Here is a 23,617-nt window from a genome sequence, read left to right as displayed (position 1 = left end):
AATGGCTTCTATTGAGAAAAAGAATCTCGTATGGCTGGAACTCAATGGATGCTCCGGAAATATCATTTCCCTGCTTGACGGTGCAGATCCGGACTTTCAATATATGATCAATGAAATGGTAAACCTGGTTTATGAACATAGCCTGTTAGCCTCAGAAGGAGAATTCGCCATGGACCAGCTGTTTTCTATGCTGGACCAGGAGTTTATTCTGGCCGTGGAAGGAGCAGTCTCTTTGAAAGACAATGGTATCTATCAGATCATTGGAAAGTGGCAGGGGAGAGATGTTACGGGTCTTGAAGCCATTAGGCTGCTGGGAGAAAGGGCGACACATGTTCTGGCAGTAGGGGCTTGCGCCTCACATGGAGGGGTTTCTGCGGCAAGACCAAATCCATCGGAGTGCGTGGGCGTACAGAATGTATTGGAACGGAAAGTGATTCAGCTGCCTGGCTGTCCCTGCCACCCTGACTGGTTTTTAGGTACTCTGGCTGAGATCCTTATGTACGGAGAGGTGGTCTTAGACGCTGAAAACAGACCGACACTTTTTTACAGCACCACTATCCATCAGCGCTGTGAAAGACGGTCTTATTTCGATCAGGGAATCTTCGCTACCACACTGGGCGAGGACACCTGTATGTTTCGGCTTGGCTGCAAAGGTCCGATTACCTATATCGACTGTCCGATCAGAAAATGGAATATCAGGGAAAACTGGCCGGTTCAAGCCAATACGCCTTGCATCGGGTGTGCGCAGTTCGGGTTTCCGGATGTAATGGAGCCCTTTGTAACATATCCGGCAGAAACACAAGGAGAAACAATATGAGTGAGATCATTAAGCTAAACCCGATTACCAGAATCAGCGGCTTCCTGGAAATTGATGTGACGGTAGACGATCATAAAGTAACGAATGCAGAAACAGTAGGTCTTATGTTCCGGGGCTTTGAAAAAATGCTGAATGGAAGAGATCCTCTGGATGCTATTTATTTTACGGAAAGGATATGCGGTATTTGTTCAACTGCCCACGGTTTGGCTTCCACGCTGGCGCTTGAGTCTGCACTTGGTGTTGTCCCCAGCGAACAGGGAAGATATCTAAGGGACTTTATGCACGGTTGTGAATTTCTTCAAAATCACCTTCGGCATTTTTATCAATATACGTTACCGGACTATGTGAAGCTGCCGGATGAATATCCTCTATTCCAAACAGCTCATACGGATTTCAGGCTGCCCAAGGAGAAAAATGATCTGCTTGTAGCCCACTACTTTGAATCTTTGGAATTCAGCCGGAATGCACATCAAATGCTGGCGACCTTCGGCGGCAAGGCCCCTCACAACCACGGAATCTTTGTAGGCGGTATCACCTTCCAAGCCAATGCGGATAATATTACAAGCCTGAAGTCGATCTTGCTTGGTATCAGGCGTTTTATAGAAGAGAAAATGATTCCTGATGTAGCCATTATCGCTCAATATTATAACGACTATTATCATATCGGTAAGGGATACGGAAACTTAATGACGTATGGCTGCTTTAACAATTATCAGGAGCTGGGGACCTTGTATGTAGATCCTTCAACGTATCGGGACGGGCAGATTACCGCTTTGCATAAGGACCGTATCTCCGAGGAAATCGATTATTCCTGGTATACAGATCAGGTGGATGCCTATACCCCTTTAGAAACAGTACCGGTAAATGACCGGAATAAACAAGGGGCTTATTCCTGGATTAAATCATCAAAGTATGAGAACCGTTCCTATGAGGTGGGGCCTCTGGCAAGGCAATGGCTCAGCGGCGAATATCAGAACGGTATCTCTACCATGGACCGAACCATTGCAAGAGTATTGGAAGCAAGAAAGATCGGCGAAATCATGGATACGCTCCTGGATCATTTTATACCGGGTGCATTTACTCAGTCCCAGTATCAAATTCCGGAGACTGCCGTAGGAGCCGGCCTTACGGATACCACCCGTGGTTCTCTGGGTCATTGGATTAAAATAGACGGGAAGGTAATCTCCTTTTATCAGGTGATAACCCCATCCGTATGGAATCTATCATCAAGAAGCAATGAAGGACTCCGGGGAACCGCTGAACAGGCATTGATGGATACTTATATTGAGGATGAACAAAACCCTGTGGAACTGGGAAGGATCATACGCTCCTTTGACCCTTGCGTTTCCTGCGCAACTCATGTGTTTTACAAAGATAGCAAATCCAAATTCATACTGGTATCCCCATGATGGATATGCTGGTATTGGGTATCGGAAATCGGTTGATGATGGATGACGGTATCGGCATCTATCTTACCGAAATCCTGGAATCTGAGAATAAGCAAGAAAATTGCAGATATGTGGCAGGGGAAACAGATGTTAATTATTGCTTGGAGCAGATCAAGGGGGATGAATTTCTGGTGATCCTGGATTCCTCCTGTCTGGGGCGGGAACCCTGTTCGGTGTCGGTGGTACCCATTGCCGAATTATTCGATAGAGGGGATTTGTCTTTGTCTCTTCATGAAGATGATCTGATACAAGCGATTGTCAAAGGGAAAAAACTGCATAAGGATGCTTATTCTTCTGACGGGATCCTGATTGGCGTTGAAGCCTGTGTTATTGATTACGGTATCGGATTGTCAGAGCAAATGAAAGAGAAATTTTCCGAGATTGTTTTACAGGTAAAGAATATCATCCAAAAAATTTTATCAGAGATATAGCCTTTGCAGAAGCATATCGTTACGAGATGGAAACGCGGTGTCGTTTACAGAGAGCGCGTATTCTGTCGGAGTAAGACCGGTATGCTTTTTAAATACCTTGGAAAAATAGTTGGCGCATGAGTAGCCGCAGGCTCCCGCTACCATTTCCATCGGCGTATCGGAACCGGAACTTAACAGAAGCTGTGCGTGATAGATGCGGATTCGAGTCAGGTATTTACCGGGAGAGATTCCTGCGGAGGCAGTAAATGTCCGGATGAGGTGCGGTTTTGTCACTTCCAGCTGGGCAGCCAAATCATCTATGCCGTATAAAAAAGCATAGTTGCATTCGATCAAGGAGATGGCATCCTTTACCAGAGACGGATAACCCTGCCCTTCCCGGCAGGATAGAAATATTCTTTGATCCGGCAGTTGATTTTCCGATTGGCTGGCCCTTTGATCCGGCAGTTGATTTTCCGATTGGCTGGCCCTTTGATTCTCCAAGCTTTTTTTCTCCTTTTCCCTGATGATTATCTAGATTATATTCGATATTCCATACAATATCAATATTTTACCCTTAATTATCAATTTATTACCCTTGTGCCTCTTTGCATTGCTGTGTTAGACTGAGCACAACAAAGACAGGGAGGATGAAAGATGGCTAATATTTCATTGAAAAATATAAAAAAAGTTTATCCGGGAGATGTAGTTGCGGTACAGGATTTTAACCTGGAAATAGAAGATAAGGAATTTATCATTTTAGTTGGGCCTTCCGGCTGCGGAAAATCCACAACCCTTCGAATGATCGCGGGCCTGGAGGATATTTCTTCGGGCGAGCTGTATATAGGAGATCAATTGGTTAACGATGTGGCGCCGAAGGACAGAGACATTGCCATGGTGTTTCAAAACTATGCCCTTTATCCGCATATGACCGTATTCAAGAATATGGCATTCGGTCTTACATTGAGAAAAATGCCCAAGGAGGAGATCAAGCAAAAAGTTGAGGAAGCAGCTAAAATTCTGGATATCGAACATCTTTTGAATCGTAAACCAAAAGCTTTATCCGGAGGACAAAGGCAGCGTGTAGCCTTAGGACGGGCAATGGTAAGAAATCCGGCGGTATTTTTGCTGGATGAACCTCTTTCCAATCTTGATGCCAAACTGCGTACCCAAATGCGTACCGAAATTGCAAAACTGCACAAAAGGCTGGGAACTACTTTTGTCTATGTAACCCATGACCAGACAGAGGCTATGACCATGGGAGACCGTATTGTCGTCATGAAAGACGGATTTATACAGCAGGTGGACACCCCGCAGAATCTCTACAATAAACCATGCAATCTCTTTGTTGCCGGATTTATCGGATCACCTCAGATGAACTTTATCAATGCGGTGATAGAGAAGATGGATTCCGGTTATGCTGTAACTTTCGCAGGTTACAGAATGCCTTTGCCTGAGAGTAAGTGGGCGAACCTGGCTCCTTATGAGGGAAAAGAAGTGGTGCTGGGAATCCGGCCTGAGGATATCGCAATCAACGATGAAATCAGTTCTGTGAAAGTAAACATAGATGTGGTCGAACTGATGGGATCTGAAATGTACTTATACAGCGATTTGGCAGGGAGTAAGCTGACGGTGCGGACTCCGGTTATCGATAACTGCAAAGCGGATGCTGAACTCTGGCTGGCCTTCAATACCAATAAACTTCATATCTTTGACAAGGAAACGGAGAAGGTAATCAGCAATTAGATTTGCCGAAAACAGAAAAGCGTTAGAAATCTAGAAAAGCGTTAGAACTCTCCAAACATATAAAATACAAGAATGGTGCCTGCGGAATCGGCTTTCTTTTGGAAAGCAACCCGGGCACCATTTTTTTATTGCTTATCGCTGTCGGATTCTTGTTATGGAGAAGTCAAAGAGGTCACAGCGAAGATAGTCTATGGAATACATGGCAGGATTTCCTCTTGAATCGAAATGGAGCTGTTTCAGCCCTAGTATGGCAACATCTCTCATCTTGCGAAGCTCCGAGATGAGGGGATCGTCTTTACTTGGAATCACAATACGTGTTGTGGATCTTGCAACTAAAATGCCTTTTCTTTTTTCAAAATAATTAAATATTGAAGATGGGGGCGATTTGAAATCCAATTCGTCTGCCAGGGTTCCGGGAATATAGTTGATGCTGGAGCAGATGGCTCCGGCTTCCGAATATCGGATTCGCTTTATCACACAAACGGATTCTTCTTTGGTAAGACGCAGCAGCTGAGCGACTTCAGCCGAGGGGTATTCGCTGGTTATGGTAAGCTTGGGAGCACCTTCTTCAATACCTGCATTTCTTATCATTTCCGAAAGGCTCCTCAGCTCTGAAAGATCGTTTTCAATTTTGTGAGTATCATCCAAAAGGTAGGTTCCTGCTCCGTGTTTAGAGTAGAGGATTCCTTCTCTGCGTAAAAGCTCCAGAGAGCTCCTCCAGGTTTCCCTGCTTATGCCAAAAAGCTTCGACATTTCCGATTCGGATGGAATTCTCTGACCGGGAACAAATTCACCTTTTTCATACATTTCAAGAAATTGTTCTTTTGCTTGCATGGCTAACGACATCTTTTTCATAACAGAACCTCCCCACATTGCAATATAAATAATATTACAATAAAATGCCTGAAAATGGTAGTCATTTTTTTACTTACCCGCGGCACATGCTGCAAGCGGTAGGAGTGGCTGCGATACCGCCAAGCGCAGTTTCTTTCAATTCTCGGGGGAGGCTTCTTCCCACTTTGTACATGGTATCCACAACCTCGTCAAAGGGAATGATCCCGGCAATACCGCACAGGGAAATTTCGGCACTGATCAGAGCATTGGAGGCACCCATGGCATTACGCTTCTGGCAGGGGGCTTCCACCAGCCCCCCAATGGGATCACACACCAATCCGAGAATATTGGTTATGGCAGTGGAAGCTGCACCGAGACATTGCACGGGATCACCGCCCATTAACTGCGTGACCGCAGAAGCTGCCATAGCGCTTGCGGTACCTACCTCTGCCTGGCATCCCCCCTCAGCTCCGGCAACGGTAGCGTTTCGGGTAATCAGATAGCCCACAGCTCCTGCGTTAAAAAGTGCGTCTACCATTTCTTCCTCTGAAAAATGAAAAGATTCCTGTATTGCCAAGAACACGCCGGGGATGACCCCGGAGGAGCCTGCTGTGGGAGCAGCTACAATCAGTCCCATGGAAGCATTTACTTCCAGAACACCCATGGCATAAGCAATTGCCTTTGATATAATATCCCCGCAGACCGGCTTGCCGTGAAGCCTTCTTTGGTTGATTTTTACCGCTTCTCCGCCGATGAGCCCTCCTATTGACCGGATTTCCTGAGTCAGCGACTGTTGTACGGCCTCTTTCATAATGTGATAGGCATGGGTCATTCTATTTATCATTTCTTCCCGGGAGGCCCCGCTTATTTTTGTCTCTCTTTTGAGCATGGCCTGAGAAATGGTTAGGCTGTTCTCTTTGCATAACTGTAAAAGCTCTTCGGCGTTAATAAAGTTCATTTCACATCCTCCCCCTATACCTCTATCAGCATAGCGCTTTCTATATGACTGTTACTCTCAAGCTCGGCAACAACGTCCTGGGAGACTTTTTCATCCACCTCGATGATGGTATAGGCAAATTCGCCTTTCGCCTCCCGATAAATACTCATGAAGGCAATGTTGATATGATGGTCGCTTAAAATTTTAGTAATATGGGCTGCTACGCCGGGAGTATCCTGCTGTTTTACCACAATGGTGTTATAGTCACCGGAAAGGCTGATTTCGACACCGTTTACTTTTTTAATCAAAATATTACCGCCGCCGATGGATTCTCCTCTGACAGTGGTTGTTTTACCCGAATCATTTGTAATGACAATATCGACGGTATTGGGATGGACGTCCTTGTTGGTTTTATTCACCTCAAAAGAATAGATAAGGTTTCTGTCCTCGGCGATGGAGAAGGAGTTCTTTATCCTGTAATCTTCGGTATTGAAGCCCATAATTCCGGCCAGCAGCGCTCTGTCTGTGCCATGGCCCTTGTAGGTTTCGGCAAAGGAACCGTAAAGAATAAATTTTACGTTGACAATCCCGCCCTTTACCATTTTGCCTGCAAGAAGGGCAATCCGAAGAGCTCCGGCAGTGTGGGAACTGGAAGGGCCAATCATGTTGGGGCCGATAATATCGAAGACACTGATGTCTTTCATATTCCTTTACCTCACTTTATCTTATTTCTTTATCTCATTTCGAATGTATTTTAATGAAATAGGGGCTGGCAATCAGAAGGTTGATAATCCGGTCCATTCCTGGAATCGGTAAATCATTATCCTGAATATGCTGTCATCCATATATTCAGTGTAATCTGCGGTATATGTCCCATCCTGGTTGAACCATATTCTATGAAAATAAGCTTCAAAATCTTCTGCTAAAGGATCCTCTCTCTTCACGGTCACCATCAGATCCGCTTCAAGATTGTAGTTGTCTAAATTTCTGCGGGTATAATTCGCAGAGCCCCCGATTAAGACAGCTTCTTCATCTTTATAAACGGCAAATATCTTGGCGTGATATTGTTCGCCGTGGGTGTGATACCAACGTATTTGTATGCGATTGCCTGATTTCTTAAGAAGCTCAGCTGCAGCCTGCCTGTTTGGTATTCCTGACTTTTCGTATCCAAAGGCATCCTTATTGGGATCCAGAATGATTTTAACAGATGCTCCCCTTTTTGATGCCTCTATGAGCTGCTTGATGACTTCCCGATGAGACAAATAAAACATTCCTATGTAAATGCTATTTCCTTGACCGGCGCTTTCGATATTTTCTAATATTTCATCCCTTATTTTGTTTTCTGTCAGAATAAGTACTTGAGTCTCCGAAAGGGCTTCCCGGCTTTGAAGATTATATTCTATATCTTTGATTTCGGTGCCGGAGAATAAGGCCACTGCCTTTTCTGCTTCCAGCAGGCTTTTTACAGCTTCGCCGGAAAATTGAAACGCAATATTAGAATGATAGGCGCTTCCGTCGTGTGGATTAGCAGAGCTGACCATGGCAGACTGATCCGTGATCAATACCTTTCTGTGGTTCGCTTTGAAATTAAGCAGTCTCAGGTAATTGCGAATTGTCACATCAGGCCCGTTGTCACCGAAGGGATTTTGGATCCAACCGGATCCATTTAACCCAAAGGGTGCTATATAGGTCCTGTAATAACCGGAATAGATTGGATTTGAGTCTCTGACCTTGCTCAGATCGGTGATAATAACTTCAATCCCATTGTCTTCCATTTGCTGAAACTGCCGATTCATCTTTGAACTATAGCTATTGTTGATTTCGTCGGTAATGACATACACTTTTATATCTTTACTTTTTTTCTTCTTTTCTATAATAGCATTTGTAAGTTTTTGAGTTGTATGTGGAAATTCATATTTTTCTGTATTGTAATAATCATTATATAAGAATAAATCTGCAACGATAAACTCCTTTGCTTCATCTATCATTTTTAACTGCTCATTCAGGATATTCTGATCATGAATCAATGCATCGTTTTTTGTATAGGTTAGATCATACAGGAGCCTGATATCGGATACAGACGAAGGAGAGCTTATATAGGAGGTTCCTTTTGGTGGAGGTGTCATCCATCCGAATAACAAAGGGAGGATTAATAAAACTGAAATCAGAATGCGAAAAATTCTTCTGTTTTTCACTTTCCAGCATTGAATCTCTTGCAATACTAAACGGAACTTATCTTTTATCATAGATCACCATTCTCTCTAATTTATAGCGGCTTTTCTAATACTATAACATAAGAGAAGCCCTGTGGCTACGGTAGTGACACAGGGCTGGAAAATTGCTGGAATATTTATTTTGAAGTAATTTGTCTTTTTCACCCGGATCAGGGTTAAAAAGTCTTCTTCCTGTGAAAAGTTGAGCCTCTATCTAAAAACCAATCTTTCTATCTGATCTTCAATCCTGCCTAATATAACATTGAAAACGTAAATAGCGGCGATATCATGATCCTTTTTATGAGTCATTAAATAAATCAAATCGGTTCCGGATGTACTGAACTCTATATTTGTTATTCCAACAAGCTCACCGTTATCTGATTCCATATCCTTTAGTAATGGTTCAATATCATCTAAATTTTCGACAATACCTCCCCCTGAATAATTAACACCTACCGCATGAACTTTAATGTTCGTGATCGATATATTTTGAAACATCTCAATCAATTCATTTGGTTGCTTTGGCTCACTAAATTCAACATAGACCGGTTTTGGAATGAAAACCAGTAGGATGATCACTGCTAGTACAACAACTCCTGTTATAATTTTTCGTTTATTTAATTTTTTCATTGCCTGTTACACTTCTTTCTGAAGATTTTCTTAATTTTTAAGCTTATAAAGTGAAATTGTATATATTATAGCAGCACTTGCAATCAATTTCATTATATCTATTAATTTGTATTTCCCCATTAGGCAAATTTTCGATATCCTTAATCAAATGCAGTCACGAATCATCTCCCTTTTCCTTTGCAATGACAACTCTGCATTTACAAGTATTTTTTCCACGTTAAAATCGCTCACCATTTCATATCACGAAACCTTCTGGAAAAATTAATTTCAGAAAATAGTTTACAACGGAAATCGGATCGACTATAATGAAGTTGTCTATACAAGTTGGTTGAAAAAATAGGAGTAATTTTATGAGCAAAAAGCAATACGACACACTAGTCATAGGCCCTGTTTCTCTCGATCATAATATTGATTTTGAAGGCCGGGAATACAGTGAAGTAGGCGGAGCCATTGTACAGTCGGGGTTTGCGGCAGCCAGAACCGGGCATTCCACCGCATTGTTTACAAAACTGAATCCCGAAGATGCTGATTTACAAATAACTTTTGAATCCTCCGGGGCCGATATATACTGGAAGGAATCGGAAAAAACTACTTCCATTCGAAATAAATATTTTACTGCGGACAAGGAAACCCGAGAATGCAGAGCAATCAGCATTTGCGATTCCTTTACCTTAGAAGAAATTCCTGACCTTGATACCCGGATCTATCATCTGGCCGGTTTGATTTACGGAGACTTTTCCAGTGAGATGATCAGGCAGCTAAGTGAACGGGATAAAAAGGTCGCAGTCGACGTACAATGTCTGCTGCGTCATGCGGAACCTGACGGAGGTATGGTATTTTACGATTGGCCCGATAAAAAAACCCACCTGAAATACATTGACTTCCTGAAAACAGATGCTGCTGAGGCAGAGATCCTGACCGGCAAGGCAGACAGGACAGAAGCAGCTAAAATTCTCCACAGCTGGGGAGCCAAAGAAATCATGATTACACATAACACTGAGGTTTTGATCTACGATGGCAGAGATACGAATGTCTGCCCTATCAGAGCAAGAAATTTATCGGGGCGAACGGGTCGGGGGGATACCTGTTTCAGCGGTTACATTACGGAACGATTGACAAAAAACATTTCGGAAGCGCTATTGTTCGCCGTGGCGCTGGTCTCCCTCAAGATGGAGCAAATAGGACCATTTAAGGGAGACAGAAACGACGTTGATGAATATATCAGAGATTTTTACCCGGAGTACATAGTTTGAAACGGAAGATACAGGAGGCGCGTTATGAGGCAGAATAAACGAAACATCATCATAAAGGCTGTATGCATTATTGTTTTGCTTGGCTGGACATTATTTCCGGTTTATTGGATGTTATCGTTGTCCATCAGAGTGGATAAGGAATTAATTTCTTCCTTATCTCTGATTCCAAAGTCCTTTACATTGGATCATTTTATCAGTTTATTTGAGAAAAACAATTTCTCCGTAGCCATTATAAACAGCCTGCAGGTTACGGTGATCTCCCTGATTTTCTCTTTGTTTTTCGGTTTGGCCTGTGCCTACATTCTTGCCAGAGCCAGGTTCCGGTATAAACTCAAAGGATCGATGCTGTTCTGGGTTTTGCTGGTACGTATTATTCCGCCTATTGCCTTTGCGCTTCCGCTTTACATAATGATGAACAGCTTTGGAATTTTAAACAGCAAAGTTCCGCTGATCCTTTCCCATATCCTGATCAATATCCCATTCATCATCTGGTTTATGATCAGCTTTTTTGCAGGTTTGCCTGAAGAAATCGAAGAAAGTGCCGAGATTGACGGTGCAACGGAGTATCAGCTGTTTTGGCGCATCGTACTTCCGCTGGTATTGCCGGGCATTACGGCAGTGGCTATTTTATCCTTTATGACTTCATGGAATGAGTATTTATACGGCGTTATTTTCGTGCAGAGTCCCGGAAACTTTACGATCCCGCTCAGCCTTGCCACCTTAAACAGTGAACAGGAGCTGGCGCAGTGGGGAAGTATTGCCGCCGGGGGCATAGTATCGCTGATCCCAATTGCGGTCTTTGTCATATTTGCGCAGAATTTCCTGATTCAAGGCTTATCAAGCGGCGCCGTTAAAGAATAAGGTTATCAAAGATGTTCGCAGCGGAAATCTGCAAATCGGATAAAATTAGGAACAAGGTAACGATTTGGGATTTCCTTGCATAAGTTCGCTGCCAATTTGTGAACGGAAGAATTCCAATCCGGCTGAAGCCGTAGAATTCCCGTATGGTACCTATCTGACATTTGCTCTTCAAATGTGGTTAGGTGCATAAAATTGGGCGAGCTAACAAAAGGAGGAGTTAAAAAATGAAACGCAAACTATCGATTTTACTGGTCCTTTGTCTTCTTGTAACCATGCTGGCAGCATGCGGCGGAGGGGAGAAGGAGGCCGACACAAGCGGAGAGCCTGTAAAATTAGTTGTGGCTGCTCGCGGTGGTTCACATGTGGATGTTCTTGAGGCTGTAAAAGGGGATTTTGAAGCAGAAAATAACTGCACGATTGAAGTTCTGGGCCTGGAAGCAACAGATCTGAAGCAGAAAATTTCACTTGATTCCCAAAATAAAACCGGCGCTTATGACCTGGCAATGGCAGATGATCCATGGATGCCGGAGCTCTGTGAAGCGGGAATCTTTGCAAACCTCACGGAGATGGGATACAAAGAAGATTCTGACTTTGTAAAGGCTTCTCTGGATATCGGAAAGCATCCTTATGCAGAGGGTGACCTTTATGCCTTGCCTTTCGCAGGAAATGTTCAGCTTTTGTTCTACAACAAGCAGGTATTGGACGACAAGGGCTTTTCTGTTCCTGAAAGCTGGGAGGATATTCTGAAAATATCCAAAGCTGTTAACGGGAAAGACGGCAAGGTTGGATACGTGATCCGCGGTCAGCAGGGAAATCCCATCGTATCCGATTATTTACCGGTTCTTTGGGCCTTTGGCGGAGATGTTTTTGATGAAAACTGGAATGTAACCATTGACTCCAAAGAAGCCAAGGAAGCTTTAAAGCTTTACATGGATTTGCTGGCAAACGGTGCTAACTATGAGAAAAATGACATCGTTGCAGCGGTTTCCGACGGAAAGGCAGCTATGAGCCTGGGATGGCCGTCCTGGTACATCTCCGGTGAGAGTGCAACTGCTGAATATGCTTCCATTCCATCCAAGGCAACGAGCTCCAGCAACGCTTACCCAACGGGTATGATCGGAAACTGGATGATGGGTGTGACTGCAAATTCCGCAAACAGTGAGCTTGCCATGAAGTTCCTGGAATATGTGACCAGCGCCGATGTACAGAAAAAAGCAGCTGAATTCGGCGGAGTTCCAACACGAACCAGCGTATTTACGGACAGCGAATTGACAGCTAAATATCCTTACTTTGAAACTATCTTAGTCGGTACCGAAAATTCTGTGGTTCGTCCGAGAACACCTCTTTGGACTGACATTGAAACTGCCTATGGAGCAGAATTGTCCAGTGCAATTTCCGGAACCAAATCAATCGATCAGGCTTTGGCAGATGCAAAAGCAGCTATTGAAGCGATCATGAAATAATGAAATAAAGGGCCCGGAGAAGATTTCCCTCCTCTATAAAGATATCGGCTCCGGTCCCTTCTATCAAATCAGATGACAGCAGGGTGGTAAAATATGAAAAAAAGGAAAAGCGGCTTTGCCTACATAATGACTACACCGACAATGCTAATACTAATCGCACTTAGCATATTTCCACTGATATTTAATATATTTTATAGTTTTACGGACTATTATTACTTATCCCGACAGGAACCCGGAATCATTGGTTTTGAGAACTATACCAATATTTTTAAGGATGTATACTTCCAGCAGGCAGTTTATAACACAGTGAAATTTACTATTCTTGCAGTGTTTTTTGAAACACTCCTGGGATTGGCCATTGCTTTACTGGTAAACAGTCTGCAAAGGGGACGCAAGACACTGAGAACAGTATCCTTGCTGCCGACTCTTTTGCCTCCGGTTACGGTTGCTTTAATATGGCAGATCATGTTTTCTAACAATTACGGTATTATCAATAAACTAATTGGCGGTATCGGCATCGGGCCAGTGAACTGGCTCATGGATGTAAATACGGCATTTTACGCCATTCTTGTGATAGATATATGGCAATATGCTCCCTTCGCATTTTTATTGATCTATGCTTCGCTGCAATCGGTTCCCCAGGGACAGTATGAGGCGGCAAAAATTGACGGTGCCGGTATCTGGCAGCAATTTATTTATGTTACTCTTCCGAATATTGCAAACGGAGTGATCATGGTAGTTCTGCTTCGAACTATTGACACCTTCCGATTGTTTGATAAAGTAAATATTTTAACAAAAGGCGGCCCGGCTAATTCAACGGCAACCATTACCCAGTATATATTTCAGCACGGTGTAAAGGGATTGAAGGTCGGATACGGATCGGCAGCAGCTTTGATTATGACAGTCATTGTTTTGATTCTGGCAGGCGCATACATAAAAAAATCCTTCGACAAGCAAAAGGTTTAAGGAGAAGATCATGCAGGTGCATTTTGTAAATGTCGGCTATGGAGAGGCCACCCTGATCACAAAAGATAATTTTGTCATGCTGATAGACGGCGGAACAAACAGAAAAGAAGAATATGATAATCCCGGCTGCATCCGTATCCGGGATTATTTAAAAAAAACAGGAATCTCAAAAGTTGATCTGGTTGTCGTCACACATATACACGATGACCATATTGGCGGAATACCGGAGGTTTTGAGAAATTTTCCGGTTTCTGCGGTCTGGATCAATGTAAAGCCAATACTGCCTTGCCTGGATATGATTGAATGGTTTCAAAGCGTCAGAGAAGGAAATCTGAGCGGAGTATTATTTAAAAATGCTCTGGAAAGCTACAAGGAACTTTTGGAAGAATGTGAGACCAGGAAGATACCGATTTTTCAAAGAGGAAGGGGAGACGGAAGGGTATCTCCGGATCAAGGGCTGACGGTTGAACTATTATCCCCAAGCCCTGAGCACCAAAAAGAGACCCTTGAAGCATTTGAAGAGCTTCGTTCCGGATCAGATCTAAAAAAAGCAGAGGCTTTGTATTATGAAATTGATGCAAAAGGCAATCAAACCAGTTTGTCTCTTTGGATACAAGCCGGAAAAACGGCGGTGCTTCTTACCGGAGACAAGGTGGACGGCTGGGATGAAATCTATAGAACCTACGGAAACAGGCTGGGAAGTCAGATTTTAAAAGTGACACACCATGGGCAGGCGGACGGGATGCCGCAGGAGATGATCCAAGTATCCCAACCGGATATCTTTGTCATATGTTCTTCTGTCGATAAGAGATTTAACAGTGCACACCCAACGGTAATTGACCGGGCTTATGCCTATCTGAAAGAGAACAGGAAGGTTGGCGGAGTATTTGTAACAGGATGTTTGGGAGAGGGATTTTCAGAAGTAAAAGAGATTTGTGCTGTTAAATTTATTTGTGACGAGAACACCGGAGAAATCTCTACGTATTATGTAGAAAGCTGAATGCAGCAGTCTTGAGAATAACTGAAGAGAGGGGGATGATGATGACCATACTCGAAATGTGTTTTAGAATCGTATTGGCCATGGTAATTGGCGGAATCATAGGCTGGGAAAGAGAGACCAGCAATCGTCCTGCAGGGCTCAGAACTCATATGCTGGTTGCTATTGGAGCTGCCGTGGTTATGTTGATGGGAGAGATGTCCCTTTACAAGTACGCAGACATTACAACGATGGATCCAACACGATTAGGTGCCCAAGTCATATCCGGAATCGGTTTTCTGGGAGCAGGGACCATTATGCGTGAGGGCCTGACCATCAGGGGACTTACCACCGCAGCCAGTCTTTGGGCCGTGGCCTGTCTCGGCCTTGCAGCCGGCGGGGGGTTTTATGAATCGGCAATAGCAGGTACGATTGCGATTATCCTTACTCTCACAATATTTGAATATTTGGAAAAGCGCTTTATGAAGGTGAAATTTACAGGGCTGCATATGGAACTGGATTGTACGGATTTGTCCTGTGCCCTGATCAATATCAAGAGGATTGCTCCGCGTTATGATATCACGTTAAAGGATGTGGACATCACAGAAGAAGAAATCGGTGATGACAGAGTCAGATATCACCTGGTATCAAAGTTAAGCTTTAATAAATCCAGGAAAAAAATAGATTATGATGGATTTATTTCGGAAATTTCGGCCTTAAATGGGGTCTCGAAAGTCAAAGCAGAAGAGTGTTAGGCCGTACCGGTAAATTGATTTGCGGACTCTTACCTATTTTGCAGTCATCAACATTTTGATATATTAGCCCGCCCAATTTGTGAAGCAAATTGTTGGCGGACTTATGCACGGAAATCACAAATCTGTGATTTGTGATTTCTACTGCCATATTATACAGCAGACCGGGAGTCATTTGCTCCCGGTTTGCTGTGCCTCCTATAAAAGATAGCAGATTGTCTTTCCCATGATAGAAATGTATAATAAGGTTAAAAATTCGAGATCAAGAGAAAATCTTGCCGAACAAAGGGGTAAAACTTAAAATCGGGTGAAATCTTGCCGAGAAAGAGCAGGAACGGGCAAGTCTCGTCATAGCAGAAGGGGGAACTGTATGTACAAGGAAAAAGGAGTGATGGCAGGGGCGATTGCCGCTCTGATTCTGATTGTGGCCGTTGGTATCGCCCTTGGTATTCATCAGAATGAAAGTCTGTCTGCACCGTCCAGGATATTGGGCCTGGTGGTGACGGTGACGGAGGATACCTGGAAAGATGAATTAGAGCGATCTATTGAAGAAGCTGCTGAGCTTCATGATATGGTGGTAATGCCCATCATGGCGGAGCGTAATCAGAATGCACAGATCGATGCGCTTCGTGCCCTGATCGCCTATCAGGCGGATGTCATAGTCTTCTCCCCTCTGGTGGAAAACGGATGGGACAAGGTCCTTTCGGAGACGGAACAAGCAGGGATTCCGGTTATTGCGGTGGATAAGGCCGTTCGTCCCGGAAGGGGAGGCATCACTGCCAGTTATGTGGGTTATGATTATTATCATGCTGCTGTAAAGGCCGCACAACGGCTATTGCTTGACACGGAGGGAGAGGCGGTGATCCTGGAACTCTGCGGCACTACCGGGGCCTATTCCGTGCGTGAAATCACACGGGGATTTCGTGAAACGCTGGAAAAGGACGGACGTTATCATATCGATTACAGTGTCTGCGGTGAATTCATGCGCTCAAAGGGTAAAGAAATCGTAAATAACATGCTTCGAAATGATTATCAAATCGATATTATTATCTCTCATAATGATGCGATGACACTGGGGGCTGTGAACGCCATTACCGAAGCCGGTAAAATACCGGGGAAAGATATCAAAATTTATGCCTTTGGCGGGGCGGAAGAGGTGCAGACCCTGGTACAGGAGGGCAAAATTGAATGTCTGGTTCGTTGCAATCCGGCCGCGGTAGGGGTAAAGACGCTGGAAGCAGCCGGCAGACTGATGTGGGAGGAACAAACACAGGAGGACGTAGAGCTTCTTATAGACACCCTATTGATCACAAAGGAGGACTGGGCGCAATGAAAAAGACTTTTCATGCCATCCTCAGAGGAGACAGCAGCATCCGATCCATGCTCAAGCAATCTTATCAGACCATCATTATTGCCATGGCGGTACCGACAGTAATTATGACTGTAGCCATGCTGGTGATGACTGCCCGTTACGGGGAGCTGATTGACAATATTGATCGCGCGGCGGAAATACGTGATCTGGTAAAAACCCAGTTCGCGGAGGAGATATGGAATATTGTATCGGGGAAAAAGGAGTTCGATGAAGGCAGCCAATACGACATGATCAACAGAGTGGATGAAGGTTTGCGTGATTTGGAGGAAAACAGCGAAAATGCGGCACGATATGTGGTGGCGGCCCAGCGTGCCAACGATACGCTGCGAACCTACGTAGACGCATTGCATGATCAAATCAGGAATCAGGCGGCGGTAAGTCTTCAGGAAAGCTCTTACCGGGACATTGTCAGCGTGGTGGGACTCACTTATACGGTGCTGGAGCAGTATATCAACGAGGAACTGATCACCATATCAAGGCTCAACCACCAAATACAGGCAGTAGCGCTGGCGGTGCTGGTGCTGATTGTCATGATTTTGCTGCTGGTTATTTATTTTGCTGTCAACTCCTTTCACCATATGCGGGTTTCCATTTATAAGCCTATTCTGGAACTGGAGGAGATGACACGACGGATTACCAATGGGGATTTGGACGCCCGGGCTGCAGACAGCCTTGTTGAGGAGCTGGCCCCTCTTACAAAGAGCTTGAATCATATGGCGGGACGTCTGCAGCAGCTCATTGATGAGCGGATAGAAGTAGGTCAAAATTTGCAAAAAGCGGAGATGAGAGCACTTCAGGCACAAATCACACCCCATTTTGTTTACAATACCTTAGAAACCATCATCTGGCTGGCTGAACAGGAGCGAAATCAGGAACTAGTGGATATCGCCATGGCCTTTACAGATTTTCTGCGCATTTCACTGAATCAGGGAAAGGATTATGTAACGGTAGTCAACGAACAGATGCATGTGCAGAGCTATCTTAGCATCCAATCGGTACGATATCATAATATTATGACGTACCGAATTGATATTGATCCGGAGCTTGGAAACTATCCCATCCTGAAGCTGCTGCTGCAGCCCCTGGTGGAGAATGCCATTTATCATGGCATTAAAAATAAGCGCGGCGGCGGACATATTCAGGTTACCGGGGAGAAAAACCCGGATAACACGATGACCTTCACGGTGGCTGATGATGGAATCGGTATGACAGAGGAGAAACTTAATAAGGTGCTGGTACGCTTGCGTGGGACCAGCCTGTCGGAGAGCAGCGGATTCGGACTTTACAATGTAAACAGGCGGATTCGGCTGTATTACAACAGAGAACTGGAGATAGACAGTAAATATGGAAGAGGGACAAGCATTCGCTTCACCCTTCCTTGCAGGGAGTGGGACTATGATTAAATTATTTGTGGCAGACGATGAAGAAATTATCCGGGCAGGTATCCGAAACTGTATCGAGAAGCAAGCGGAAGCCTATACCATTTGCGGAGAGGCAGCCGACGGCGAAATGGCCTTGCCGCTGATCCAGGAGCTGAAACCGGACATTCTGATCGCTGACGTTCGTATGCCTTTTATGGATGGCCTGGATCTTTCGGCACTGGTGAAAAGAGCAATGCCCTGGGTTCATATTGTAATCGTCAGCGGGCACGACGAATTTGAATATGCTCAGAAAGCCGTTTCGTTAGGAGTAGACGCTTATATTTTGAAGCCGGTGAATTCTGCGAAGCTGCTTGAGGTGCTCGATGATGTAGCGGAACGTATCGAAAAAGAGAAAAAGAACTATCTGGAGATTGAAGAAAGCCTGAAACGTGACGAGCTGGAAACCACCATTCTAAGGGAGCACTTTCTTGGGGAATTGGTTTTGGGTGCACTGAATCTGAACGAAGCCTTACAGCTTGCTGAACGGCATAAGGTCAGCCTGCTGAGCAAGAAATATATGGTATGCCAGGCCGTTCTCCCCGATTTTGTGGCAGGCGAGGAGCTTGCACGAATCAGGCTGCTTGTAAATCGGGTACTGGGTGACAGAACCGACAGCATCTGGTTTCTCCATGGCTCCGAGCAGCTGGTTTTCATCGTGAAGGGGGAGTGTGAGACAGCAGTGCGTGAGGCTGCTTATGAAACCTCCCAGATTCTGAGTCATGAGCTGAAGCGATACCTGTCCATGGATGTTTCCGTAGGTATCGGGTCTATAGTGGATCGTGTGGGAGAACTGCCCAAGTCCTATGCAGATGCCCGCAGTGTGTTCGGCAGCGGCTTGATCTTCCGAGGCAATAAAATCATTGGCTTTGATGATCTGAAGCATGACCGGATATCACGTAAGCCTGCCATTTCTTTTAACGTTCCCCTTGCGGAGCAGCTGCGTCATGCCGCGCCCAAGGATTTACCCAAGATTTTGGACAATTATTTTAAAGAGGTAAGCGATGAGAGCATCGACAGCCATTTGCTGCGATATTATCTGCTCACCGATCTGATTATCACCGTATCCCGTTTGACGAAAGAAAAAGGTGACCTTCAACGAAGTCTCTCTGAGAACCCACAGCAGGTGTTTCATCTGGCTTCTTCCTTTGAGGAGGGACGAAGCTTTGCATTGGAACTTTTGACAGAGATGGCTTCTCAGCGAAGCACTGGGTCGGACGTGCCCTACGGACAGGAAATCCGGAACGCCAGAGAATACATTGACACTCACTATTCAGACCCGGAAATTTCGCTTCATACAGTGGCAAAGCAGGTGGGATTCTCTCCCAGCCACTTCAGCGCCATTTTTTCACAGGAAACAGGGGAAACCTTTATCGAGTATTTGACAAAGCGCCGTATCGAGGCAGCCAAAACACTTCTGTACGATAAAAACAACAGACTGCATGATATTGCTTTGGCCATCGGATACAACGACCCGCACTATTTCAGCTATGTATTTAAACGCAATACGGGAGTCAGCCCGAAGGAATACCGCAATGCTTCTTGCTAAAAATTTACGATAAAAATTCGTAACTTTTTGCTTCCAATAAACGCAGAACTGGAAATCAGGTGCATTTTTTCGATAAATCTATGCATTCCATCTCTGCGTTTTTTTGTTTATAGTGAATGCAGAAGTAAATGCCGGGCGGGCCAGAAGGGGGCGTATTGATGTGTCTAAGCCGCAACGTTTCAGCAACTTCAGAATGCTGTTGAATCAGCCGATGCTGTTGCTCACCATACTCTTTATTTTCGCTATCTTAATTATTTTTATCATCCTTCCGCTGATCAATGTTTTTCGTCTGGGCTTTACAGGGCCTGACGGCAGCTTTAGTGCGGAAACCTTTGTCAGGATGGCATCTAATCCCGGATACCAGAAAACCTTCTTCAATACCATGAAGCTTGGAGGGCTGGTGGCTTGTATTTCTACCTTTGTGGGTTACATATTTGCCTTTGCAATTACCCGTACGGAAATGCCGGGAAAAAGATTTTTCCGGGGAATTGCCACACTGCCGATTATATCTCCTCCCTTTGTGTTATCACTTTCTCTGATTTTCTTATTTGGCAGGCTGGGTCTTGTGACCAATAAGCTGCTGAATATTGACAGCTTTGATGTGTACGGTCTGGGAAGCCTGGTGGTGGTACAGTCCGTTTCCTTCTTCCCCGTTGCCTTTTTAACGCTGACAGGGATATTGGAATCCATCGACGATTCCGTAGAAGATGCTGCCTATAACATGGGTGCGTCCAGATGGCATATTTTCAGGACAGTGACGCTGCCCCTATCTCTGCCCGGCATCGGAAGCGCACTGTTGCTGGTGTTTATCCAGTCGCTGGAGGACTTCTCTAATCCCGCTGTTCTGGCAGGTGACTACTCTACCCTGGCGGTGGAGGCATACCGGGTAATCACCGGATTATATGATATGCAAGGCGGAACCATACTGGCCATCATTCTGCTGCTGCCTACCCTGACGGCCTTTGCGGTTCAGAGATACTGGATCAGCAGAAAATCCTTTGTGACGGTTACGGGAAAACCTACGCAAAAGCGCCGGAAGCTCCATGAGCCGCATATTGTCTGGCCCCTTTTCGGAGCTTGCACCTTAGTCAGCGCCGTGGTGATTTTACTGTACGGGACCGTTCTTGCCGGTGCCTTTGTCAAGACCTGGGGTGTCAATAATACTTTCACACTGGAACATTTCAAATATGTATTCTCTATGGGATGGGATCCGGTAAAAAATTCCATGATTCTGGCTGCTGTTTCAGCACCTGTCTCCGGAATCCTGGGCATGGCCATTGCCTATCTTATTGTAAGGCAGAAATTTTTCGGAAAGAAATTTATGGAGTTCTCCTCCATTCTAACATTTGCGATTCCAGGAACCGTATTGGGTATCGGATACATATTCACCTTTAATCAGGAGCCGTTACTGTTAACGGGAACGGCCGTTATCCTGGTAGCAGCCTTTACCTTCCGAAATATGCCGGTGGGTATTGAAGCCGGAACTACCACGCTGCTGCAGATTGACCGATCCATAGAGGAGGCATCCACCATTTCGGGTGCCGGCGCCGGAACTACTTTCCGCAGAATCACGCTGCCGCTGCTTCGTCAGGCTTTCTTTTCTGGATTGGTGTACTCCTTTGTCAGAGCCATGACAGCGGTAAGCTCGGTTATTTTCCTGATATCGCCCAAGTGGAACCTGTCTACTGCACGTATATTTGCATTGTTTGAATCCAGCCAGTACAGCGGAGCCGCAGCCTATATCGTCATCATGATCGTAATTATCCTTGCGGCCATATCACTGATCAATCTGATGGTAAATCTGCTGTTCAAGCCAAAATATTTGAAAAGAACTATTTCATAATCGTTGATCGTACGAAGGGGGTCATAACTATGAGTAAAGATATTGTGGAAGATCTGAGACAGCGCTCCAGCGGCGTCAGAATGGTAGATCTGGCAAAGGCCTTTCCCTCTCATGAGGGATTGGGAGATACGGTGGCTGTAAATCATATTAATCTGGAAATTCAGACTGGCGAAATGATGACGCTGCTGGGTCCTTCCGGCTGCGGTAAAACTACGACTCTTCGTATGATTGCCGGATTTGAAACACCTACCGGTGGAGAAATTTTTATCGGTGACCGTTCTGTTACCAATATCCCGCCCAATAAGCGGGACATCTCCATGGTATTTCAGTCCTATGCCCTGTTTCCCCATCTCACCATCTTTGAAAATGTGTGTTATGGGCTGCGGGTTCAGAAGCTGTCGAAGGAGCAGCTGCAGGAACGTACCAGGAAAGTCATCGAACTGATGGAGCTTTCCGGCATGGAAAATCGCTTTCCCAATCAGCTGTCAGGAGGCCAGCAGCAGCGAGTCGCTCTTGCACGAGCTGTGATTATTGAGCCCAAGGTGCTGCTTTTCGATGAGCCGCTATCCAATTTAGATGCAAAATTAAGAGAACATATGAGAGATGAGCTGCGTTCTTTACAGAAGCGCTTGGGAATCACTAGTCTCTATGTTACCCATGACCAGTCCGAGGCTATGGCCATTTCTGACAAGGTGGTCATCATGAAGGACGGCAACATTATGCAGCTGGGCAGTCCTCAGGAAATCTACGAGTTCCCTGCAAACCGTTTCGTAGCCAATTTCATTGGCAAAGCAAACTTTATTCCCTGCGTGTATCGCGGAAGGGATAATGGCAGTGCAGTGGTATCACTGGCCGATACACTCTATAAAGTGCCGAATCCGGGGAGTATGGCCGGCATCGAGGAAAATGAAGAATGTGTTCTTTCTGTAAGACCCGAATCCGTTCGTCTGACAAAGGCGAGAGAAGGGGCAATCACCGGAACGGTGACACGTGCGGTCTACTACGGATCCAAGGTAGAATATGAAATCGTGATTGGTACAGGACCTGTTATCGTTGAAATTTACAATCCGCAGTTGACGGAACGCTTTTATGAAGGTGACAGTGTCAGCATCGCTTTGGATGATGTCTGTGTAAGGATTTTAAAATAGAGCGCGAAGCTGCATTCCGCAAATGATGCAAGGTCATGTGTAAGTATGCTGTCAATGATGTAATGCCAACGCAGCAGGAAGCTGTCATTGAAGGAGAAGGAGAGACAAATGAACGACTATGTAATAGGTATCAATCTGCCGGATTCCACCAACCTCACCAATTTGGAGGCAGAGCTGACTCGTATTCAGAGAGACGGTTTTGATGCCTGTGAAATTAATTTATCCACCTTCCCTCTGATCATCGGAGGAGAACTCCAGCCAATGGTGGTGGAGCATGTAAAAGAAATTTTAAAACGATATCCCTTAAGGTATACCGCCCACGCAGGATACGGACTGGATCTGCGCAACCTGGAGGAGCATACTATGCATCGCGCGGTTCTTTTTTCCTCCATCGATGCATGCGCCGCTTTGGGGATTACTCCCCTGAATCTGCATTATGAGGTGCAAACCCTCTACACGGCCAGGGAGAAGGCCTTTTTCGATGCCCATGCGGAAGCGGCTGAATATGGACTGAACCTTGGTGTACAGATCAATATAGAAAATATAGAAATAGAATATGCTAGCAAGGCGGCGGAATTCGTCCGTGCTGTCAATCATCCCAATTTAGGAATGACATTGGATTTGGGTCATCTGTTTCTGTCCGCAACCCATTTCGGATATGATTTTATGGAAACGGTGAAGGACTGCGCTCCCTTATTGCGTCATCTGCATATCAACGATAATACCGGGGACTTTGAGCTTTTGCGGATGACCAACTTTGATATTTATAAGACGATGGATCGGAACTATCGATTTGCATTTGGGAGAGGCGATATCCATATCCCGCCTTTCTGGGGGAAGGTACCCTTGAAAGAAGCCTTTGCCGTGATAAAGAAGGCAGGATATCAGGGCGTCTGGCTTTGTGAATATTACAACCAGAGTTTTCTTCCCTTTAATAAAGAGGTACAGGAAAGGGTGCGCCGTGAAATAGAAAATGCCTAAATA

General features: G+C 45.1%; 22 protein-coding genes. 16 read left to right on the top strand and 6 right to left on the bottom strand.

The genetic code is table 11. The features are described 5' to 3' along the window. The first annotated feature begins 1 nt into the window (after position 1). Genes KCX82_RS20350 through KCX82_RS20340 form a run of 3 tightly spaced genes read left to right on the top strand, consistent with a single transcriptional unit; the run spans position 2 to position 2,696 of the window. A complete protein-coding gene (locus KCX82_RS20350) occupies positions 2 to 817 on the top strand; it encodes a hydrogenase small subunit (protein ID WP_227020315.1) in 816 nt (271 codons plus the stop codon). Beyond that, a complete protein-coding gene (locus KCX82_RS20345) occupies positions 814 to 2,226 on the top strand; it encodes a nickel-dependent hydrogenase large subunit (protein ID WP_227020314.1) in 1,413 nt (470 codons plus the stop codon). The genes KCX82_RS20350 and KCX82_RS20345 overlap by 4 nt, the downstream gene beginning before the upstream one ends. Continuing rightward, positions 2,226 to 2,696 carry a hydrogenase maturation protease gene (locus KCX82_RS20340; RefSeq protein ID WP_227020313.1) on the top strand — a complete coding sequence of 157 codons (471 nt, stop codon included), beginning with the start codon at positions 2,226 to 2,228 and terminating at the stop codon, positions 2,694 to 2,696. The genes KCX82_RS20345 and KCX82_RS20340 overlap by 1 nt, the downstream gene beginning before the upstream one ends. Here the strand turns inward: KCX82_RS20340 and KCX82_RS20335 are convergent. After that, the gene (locus KCX82_RS20335) at positions 2,685 to 3,176 is read right to left on the bottom strand and encodes a helix-turn-helix domain-containing protein (protein WP_227020312.1); all 492 of its coding nucleotides are present in this window, start codon (positions 3,174 to 3,176) and stop codon (positions 2,685 to 2,687) included. The two genes, KCX82_RS20340 and KCX82_RS20335, sit on opposite strands and share 12 nt — an antisense overlap. 153 nt (positions 3,177 to 3,329) lie before the next feature. Here KCX82_RS20335 and KCX82_RS20330 point away from each other — a divergent pair, with 153 nt between their 5' ends. Then, positions 3,330 to 4,418 (top strand): ABC transporter ATP-binding protein, encoded by a 1,089-nt coding sequence (locus KCX82_RS20330; protein ID WP_227020311.1) that lies wholly within the window; start codon positions 3,330 to 3,332, stop codon positions 4,416 to 4,418. Positions 4,419 to 4,550: 132 nt separating this feature from the next. Here KCX82_RS20330 and KCX82_RS20325 read toward each other — a convergent pair whose 3' ends face one another. The 5 genes from KCX82_RS20325 to KCX82_RS20305 form a co-directional block, all read right to left on the bottom strand. Beyond that, positions 4,551 to 5,273 carry a GntR family transcriptional regulator gene (locus KCX82_RS20325; protein WP_227020310.1) on the bottom strand — a complete coding sequence of 241 codons (723 nt, stop codon included), beginning with the start codon at positions 5,271 to 5,273 and terminating at the stop codon, positions 4,551 to 4,553. Positions 5,274 to 5,346: 73 nt separating this feature from the next. Then, the gene (gene sdaAA / locus KCX82_RS20320) at positions 5,347 to 6,210 is read right to left on the bottom strand and encodes an L-serine ammonia-lyase, iron-sulfur-dependent, subunit alpha (protein ID WP_227020309.1); all 864 of its coding nucleotides are present in this window, start codon (positions 6,208 to 6,210) and stop codon (positions 5,347 to 5,349) included. A gap of 14 nt (positions 6,211 to 6,224) precedes the next feature. After that, positions 6,225 to 6,893 (bottom strand): L-serine ammonia-lyase, iron-sulfur-dependent subunit beta, encoded by a 669-nt coding sequence (gene sdaAB, locus KCX82_RS20315; protein ID WP_227020308.1) that lies wholly within the window; start codon positions 6,891 to 6,893, stop codon positions 6,225 to 6,227. A gap of 72 nt (positions 6,894 to 6,965) precedes the next feature. Next, positions 6,966 to 8,435 carry a phospholipase D family protein gene (locus KCX82_RS20310; RefSeq protein WP_227020307.1) on the bottom strand — a complete coding sequence of 490 codons (1,470 nt, stop codon included), beginning with the start codon at positions 8,433 to 8,435 and terminating at the stop codon, positions 6,966 to 6,968. Between the two features lie 177 nt (positions 8,436 to 8,612). Beyond that, on the bottom strand, positions 8,613 to 9,032 hold the full coding sequence (locus KCX82_RS20305) for a hypothetical protein (RefSeq protein ID WP_227020306.1): 420 nt from the start codon (positions 9,030 to 9,032) through the stop codon (positions 8,613 to 8,615). Positions 9,033 to 9,382: 350 nt separating this feature from the next. On the opposite strand from KCX82_RS20305, the gene KCX82_RS20300 reads away from it, so the two are divergent. From KCX82_RS20300 to KCX82_RS20245, 12 genes are all read left to right on the top strand, one after another. Further along, complete coding sequence (locus tag KCX82_RS20300) at positions 9,383 to 10,285, top strand: PfkB family carbohydrate kinase (protein ID WP_227020305.1); 903 nt, start codon at positions 9,383 to 9,385, stop codon at positions 10,283 to 10,285. Between the two features lie 24 nt (positions 10,286 to 10,309). Beyond that, positions 10,310 to 11,146: a carbohydrate ABC transporter permease gene (locus tag KCX82_RS20295; protein WP_227020304.1), complete on the top strand. Its 837-nt coding sequence runs from the start codon at positions 10,310 to 10,312 to the stop codon at positions 11,144 to 11,146. A gap of 224 nt (positions 11,147 to 11,370) precedes the next feature. Further along, positions 11,371 to 12,609 carry an extracellular solute-binding protein gene (locus KCX82_RS20290; RefSeq protein ID WP_227020303.1) on the top strand — a complete coding sequence of 413 codons (1,239 nt, stop codon included), beginning with the start codon at positions 11,371 to 11,373 and terminating at the stop codon, positions 12,607 to 12,609. Between the two features lie 93 nt (positions 12,610 to 12,702). Beyond that, positions 12,703 to 13,575 carry a carbohydrate ABC transporter permease gene (locus KCX82_RS20285; RefSeq protein ID WP_227020302.1) on the top strand — a complete coding sequence of 291 codons (873 nt, stop codon included), beginning with the start codon at positions 12,703 to 12,705 and terminating at the stop codon, positions 13,573 to 13,575. A gap of 10 nt (positions 13,576 to 13,585) precedes the next feature. Beyond that, positions 13,586 to 14,575 carry a ComEC/Rec2 family competence protein gene (locus KCX82_RS20280; protein WP_227020301.1) on the top strand — a complete coding sequence of 330 codons (990 nt, stop codon included), beginning with the start codon at positions 13,586 to 13,588 and terminating at the stop codon, positions 14,573 to 14,575. 41 nt (positions 14,576 to 14,616) lie between these two features. Next, positions 14,617 to 15,306 (top strand): MgtC/SapB family protein, encoded by a 690-nt coding sequence (locus KCX82_RS20275; protein WP_227020300.1) that lies wholly within the window; start codon positions 14,617 to 14,619, stop codon positions 15,304 to 15,306. 367 nt (positions 15,307 to 15,673) lie between these two features. Continuing rightward, positions 15,674 to 16,636: a substrate-binding domain-containing protein gene (locus tag KCX82_RS20270; protein WP_227020299.1), complete on the top strand. Its 963-nt coding sequence runs from the start codon at positions 15,674 to 15,676 to the stop codon at positions 16,634 to 16,636. Next, the gene (locus tag KCX82_RS20265) at positions 16,633 to 18,078 is read left to right on the top strand and encodes a sensor histidine kinase (RefSeq protein ID WP_227020298.1); all 1,446 of its coding nucleotides are present in this window, start codon (positions 16,633 to 16,635) and stop codon (positions 18,076 to 18,078) included. The genes KCX82_RS20270 and KCX82_RS20265 overlap by 4 nt, the downstream gene beginning before the upstream one ends. Further along, the gene (locus tag KCX82_RS20260; protein WP_227020297.1) at positions 18,071 to 19,642 is read left to right on the top strand and encodes a response regulator; all 1,572 of its coding nucleotides are present in this window, start codon (positions 18,071 to 18,073) and stop codon (positions 19,640 to 19,642) included. The genes KCX82_RS20265 and KCX82_RS20260 overlap by 8 nt, the downstream gene beginning before the upstream one ends. Before the next feature lie 160 nt (positions 19,643 to 19,802). Further along, positions 19,803 to 21,485 carry an ABC transporter permease gene (locus KCX82_RS20255; protein ID WP_227020296.1) on the top strand — a complete coding sequence of 561 codons (1,683 nt, stop codon included), beginning with the start codon at positions 19,803 to 19,805 and terminating at the stop codon, positions 21,483 to 21,485. A gap of 29 nt (positions 21,486 to 21,514) precedes the next feature. Beyond that, positions 21,515 to 22,633 carry an ABC transporter ATP-binding protein gene (locus tag KCX82_RS20250; RefSeq protein WP_227020295.1) on the top strand — a complete coding sequence of 373 codons (1,119 nt, stop codon included), beginning with the start codon at positions 21,515 to 21,517 and terminating at the stop codon, positions 22,631 to 22,633. A gap of 108 nt (positions 22,634 to 22,741) precedes the next feature. Continuing rightward, a complete protein-coding gene (locus KCX82_RS20245) occupies positions 22,742 to 23,614 on the top strand; it encodes a sugar phosphate isomerase/epimerase family protein (protein WP_227020294.1) in 873 nt (290 codons plus the stop codon). Positions 23,615 to 23,617: the final 3 nt, after the last annotated feature.

Source organism: Sinanaerobacter chloroacetimidivorans, assembly GCF_018128545.1.
Lineage (GTDB): Bacteria > Bacillota > Clostridia > Peptostreptococcales > Anaerovoracaceae > Sinanaerobacter > Sinanaerobacter chloroacetimidivorans.
The sequence above is the reverse complement of the archived record's forward strand: the minus strand, read 5'-3'. Positions and strand labels throughout refer to the sequence as shown.

Excerpts from the sequence above, each read along its gene's own strand:
- KCX82_RS20350 (WP_227020315.1), top strand. The coding sequence starts at position 2 with ATGGCTTCTATTGAGAAAAAGAATCTCGTATGGCTGGAACTCAATGGA.
- KCX82_RS20345 (WP_227020314.1), top strand. The coding sequence starts at position 814 with ATGAGTGAGATCATTAAGCTAAACCCGATTACCAGAATCAGCGGCTTC.
- KCX82_RS20340 (WP_227020313.1), top strand. The coding sequence starts at position 2,226 with ATGGATATGCTGGTATTGGGTATCGGAAATCGGTTGATGATGGATGAC.
- KCX82_RS20330 (WP_227020311.1), top strand. The coding sequence starts at position 3,330 with ATGGCTAATATTTCATTGAAAAATATAAAAAAAGTTTATCCGGGAGAT.
- KCX82_RS20325 (WP_227020310.1), bottom strand. The coding sequence starts at position 5,273 with ATGAAAAAGATGTCGTTAGCCATGCAAGCAAAAGAACAATTTCTTGAA.
- sdaAA (WP_227020309.1), bottom strand. The coding sequence starts at position 6,210 with ATGAACTTTATTAACGCCGAAGAGCTTTTACAGTTATGCAAAGAGAAC.
- sdaAB (WP_227020308.1), bottom strand. The coding sequence starts at position 6,893 with ATGAAAGACATCAGTGTCTTCGATATTATCGGCCCCAACATGATTGGC.
- KCX82_RS20310 (WP_227020307.1), bottom strand. The coding sequence starts at position 8,435 with ATGATAAAAGATAAGTTCCGTTTAGTATTGCAAGAGATTCAATGCTGG.
- KCX82_RS20305 (WP_227020306.1), bottom strand. The coding sequence starts at position 9,032 with ATGAAAAAATTAAATAAACGAAAAATTATAACAGGAGTTGTTGTACTA.
- KCX82_RS20300 (WP_227020305.1), top strand. The coding sequence starts at position 9,383 with ATGAGCAAAAAGCAATACGACACACTAGTCATAGGCCCTGTTTCTCTC.
- KCX82_RS20295 (WP_227020304.1), top strand. The coding sequence starts at position 10,310 with ATGAGGCAGAATAAACGAAACATCATCATAAAGGCTGTATGCATTATT.
- KCX82_RS20290 (WP_227020303.1), top strand. The coding sequence starts at position 11,371 with ATGAAACGCAAACTATCGATTTTACTGGTCCTTTGTCTTCTTGTAACC.
- KCX82_RS20285 (WP_227020302.1), top strand. The coding sequence starts at position 12,703 with ATGAAAAAAAGGAAAAGCGGCTTTGCCTACATAATGACTACACCGACA.
- KCX82_RS20280 (WP_227020301.1), top strand. The coding sequence starts at position 13,586 with ATGCAGGTGCATTTTGTAAATGTCGGCTATGGAGAGGCCACCCTGATC.
- KCX82_RS20275 (WP_227020300.1), top strand. The coding sequence starts at position 14,617 with ATGACCATACTCGAAATGTGTTTTAGAATCGTATTGGCCATGGTAATT.
- KCX82_RS20270 (WP_227020299.1), top strand. The coding sequence starts at position 15,674 with ATGTACAAGGAAAAAGGAGTGATGGCAGGGGCGATTGCCGCTCTGATT.
- KCX82_RS20265 (WP_227020298.1), top strand. The coding sequence starts at position 16,633 with ATGAAAAAGACTTTTCATGCCATCCTCAGAGGAGACAGCAGCATCCGA.
- KCX82_RS20260 (WP_227020297.1), top strand. The coding sequence starts at position 18,071 with ATGATTAAATTATTTGTGGCAGACGATGAAGAAATTATCCGGGCAGGT.
- KCX82_RS20250 (WP_227020295.1), top strand. The coding sequence starts at position 21,515 with ATGAGTAAAGATATTGTGGAAGATCTGAGACAGCGCTCCAGCGGCGTC.
- KCX82_RS20245 (WP_227020294.1), top strand. The coding sequence starts at position 22,742 with ATGAACGACTATGTAATAGGTATCAATCTGCCGGATTCCACCAACCTC.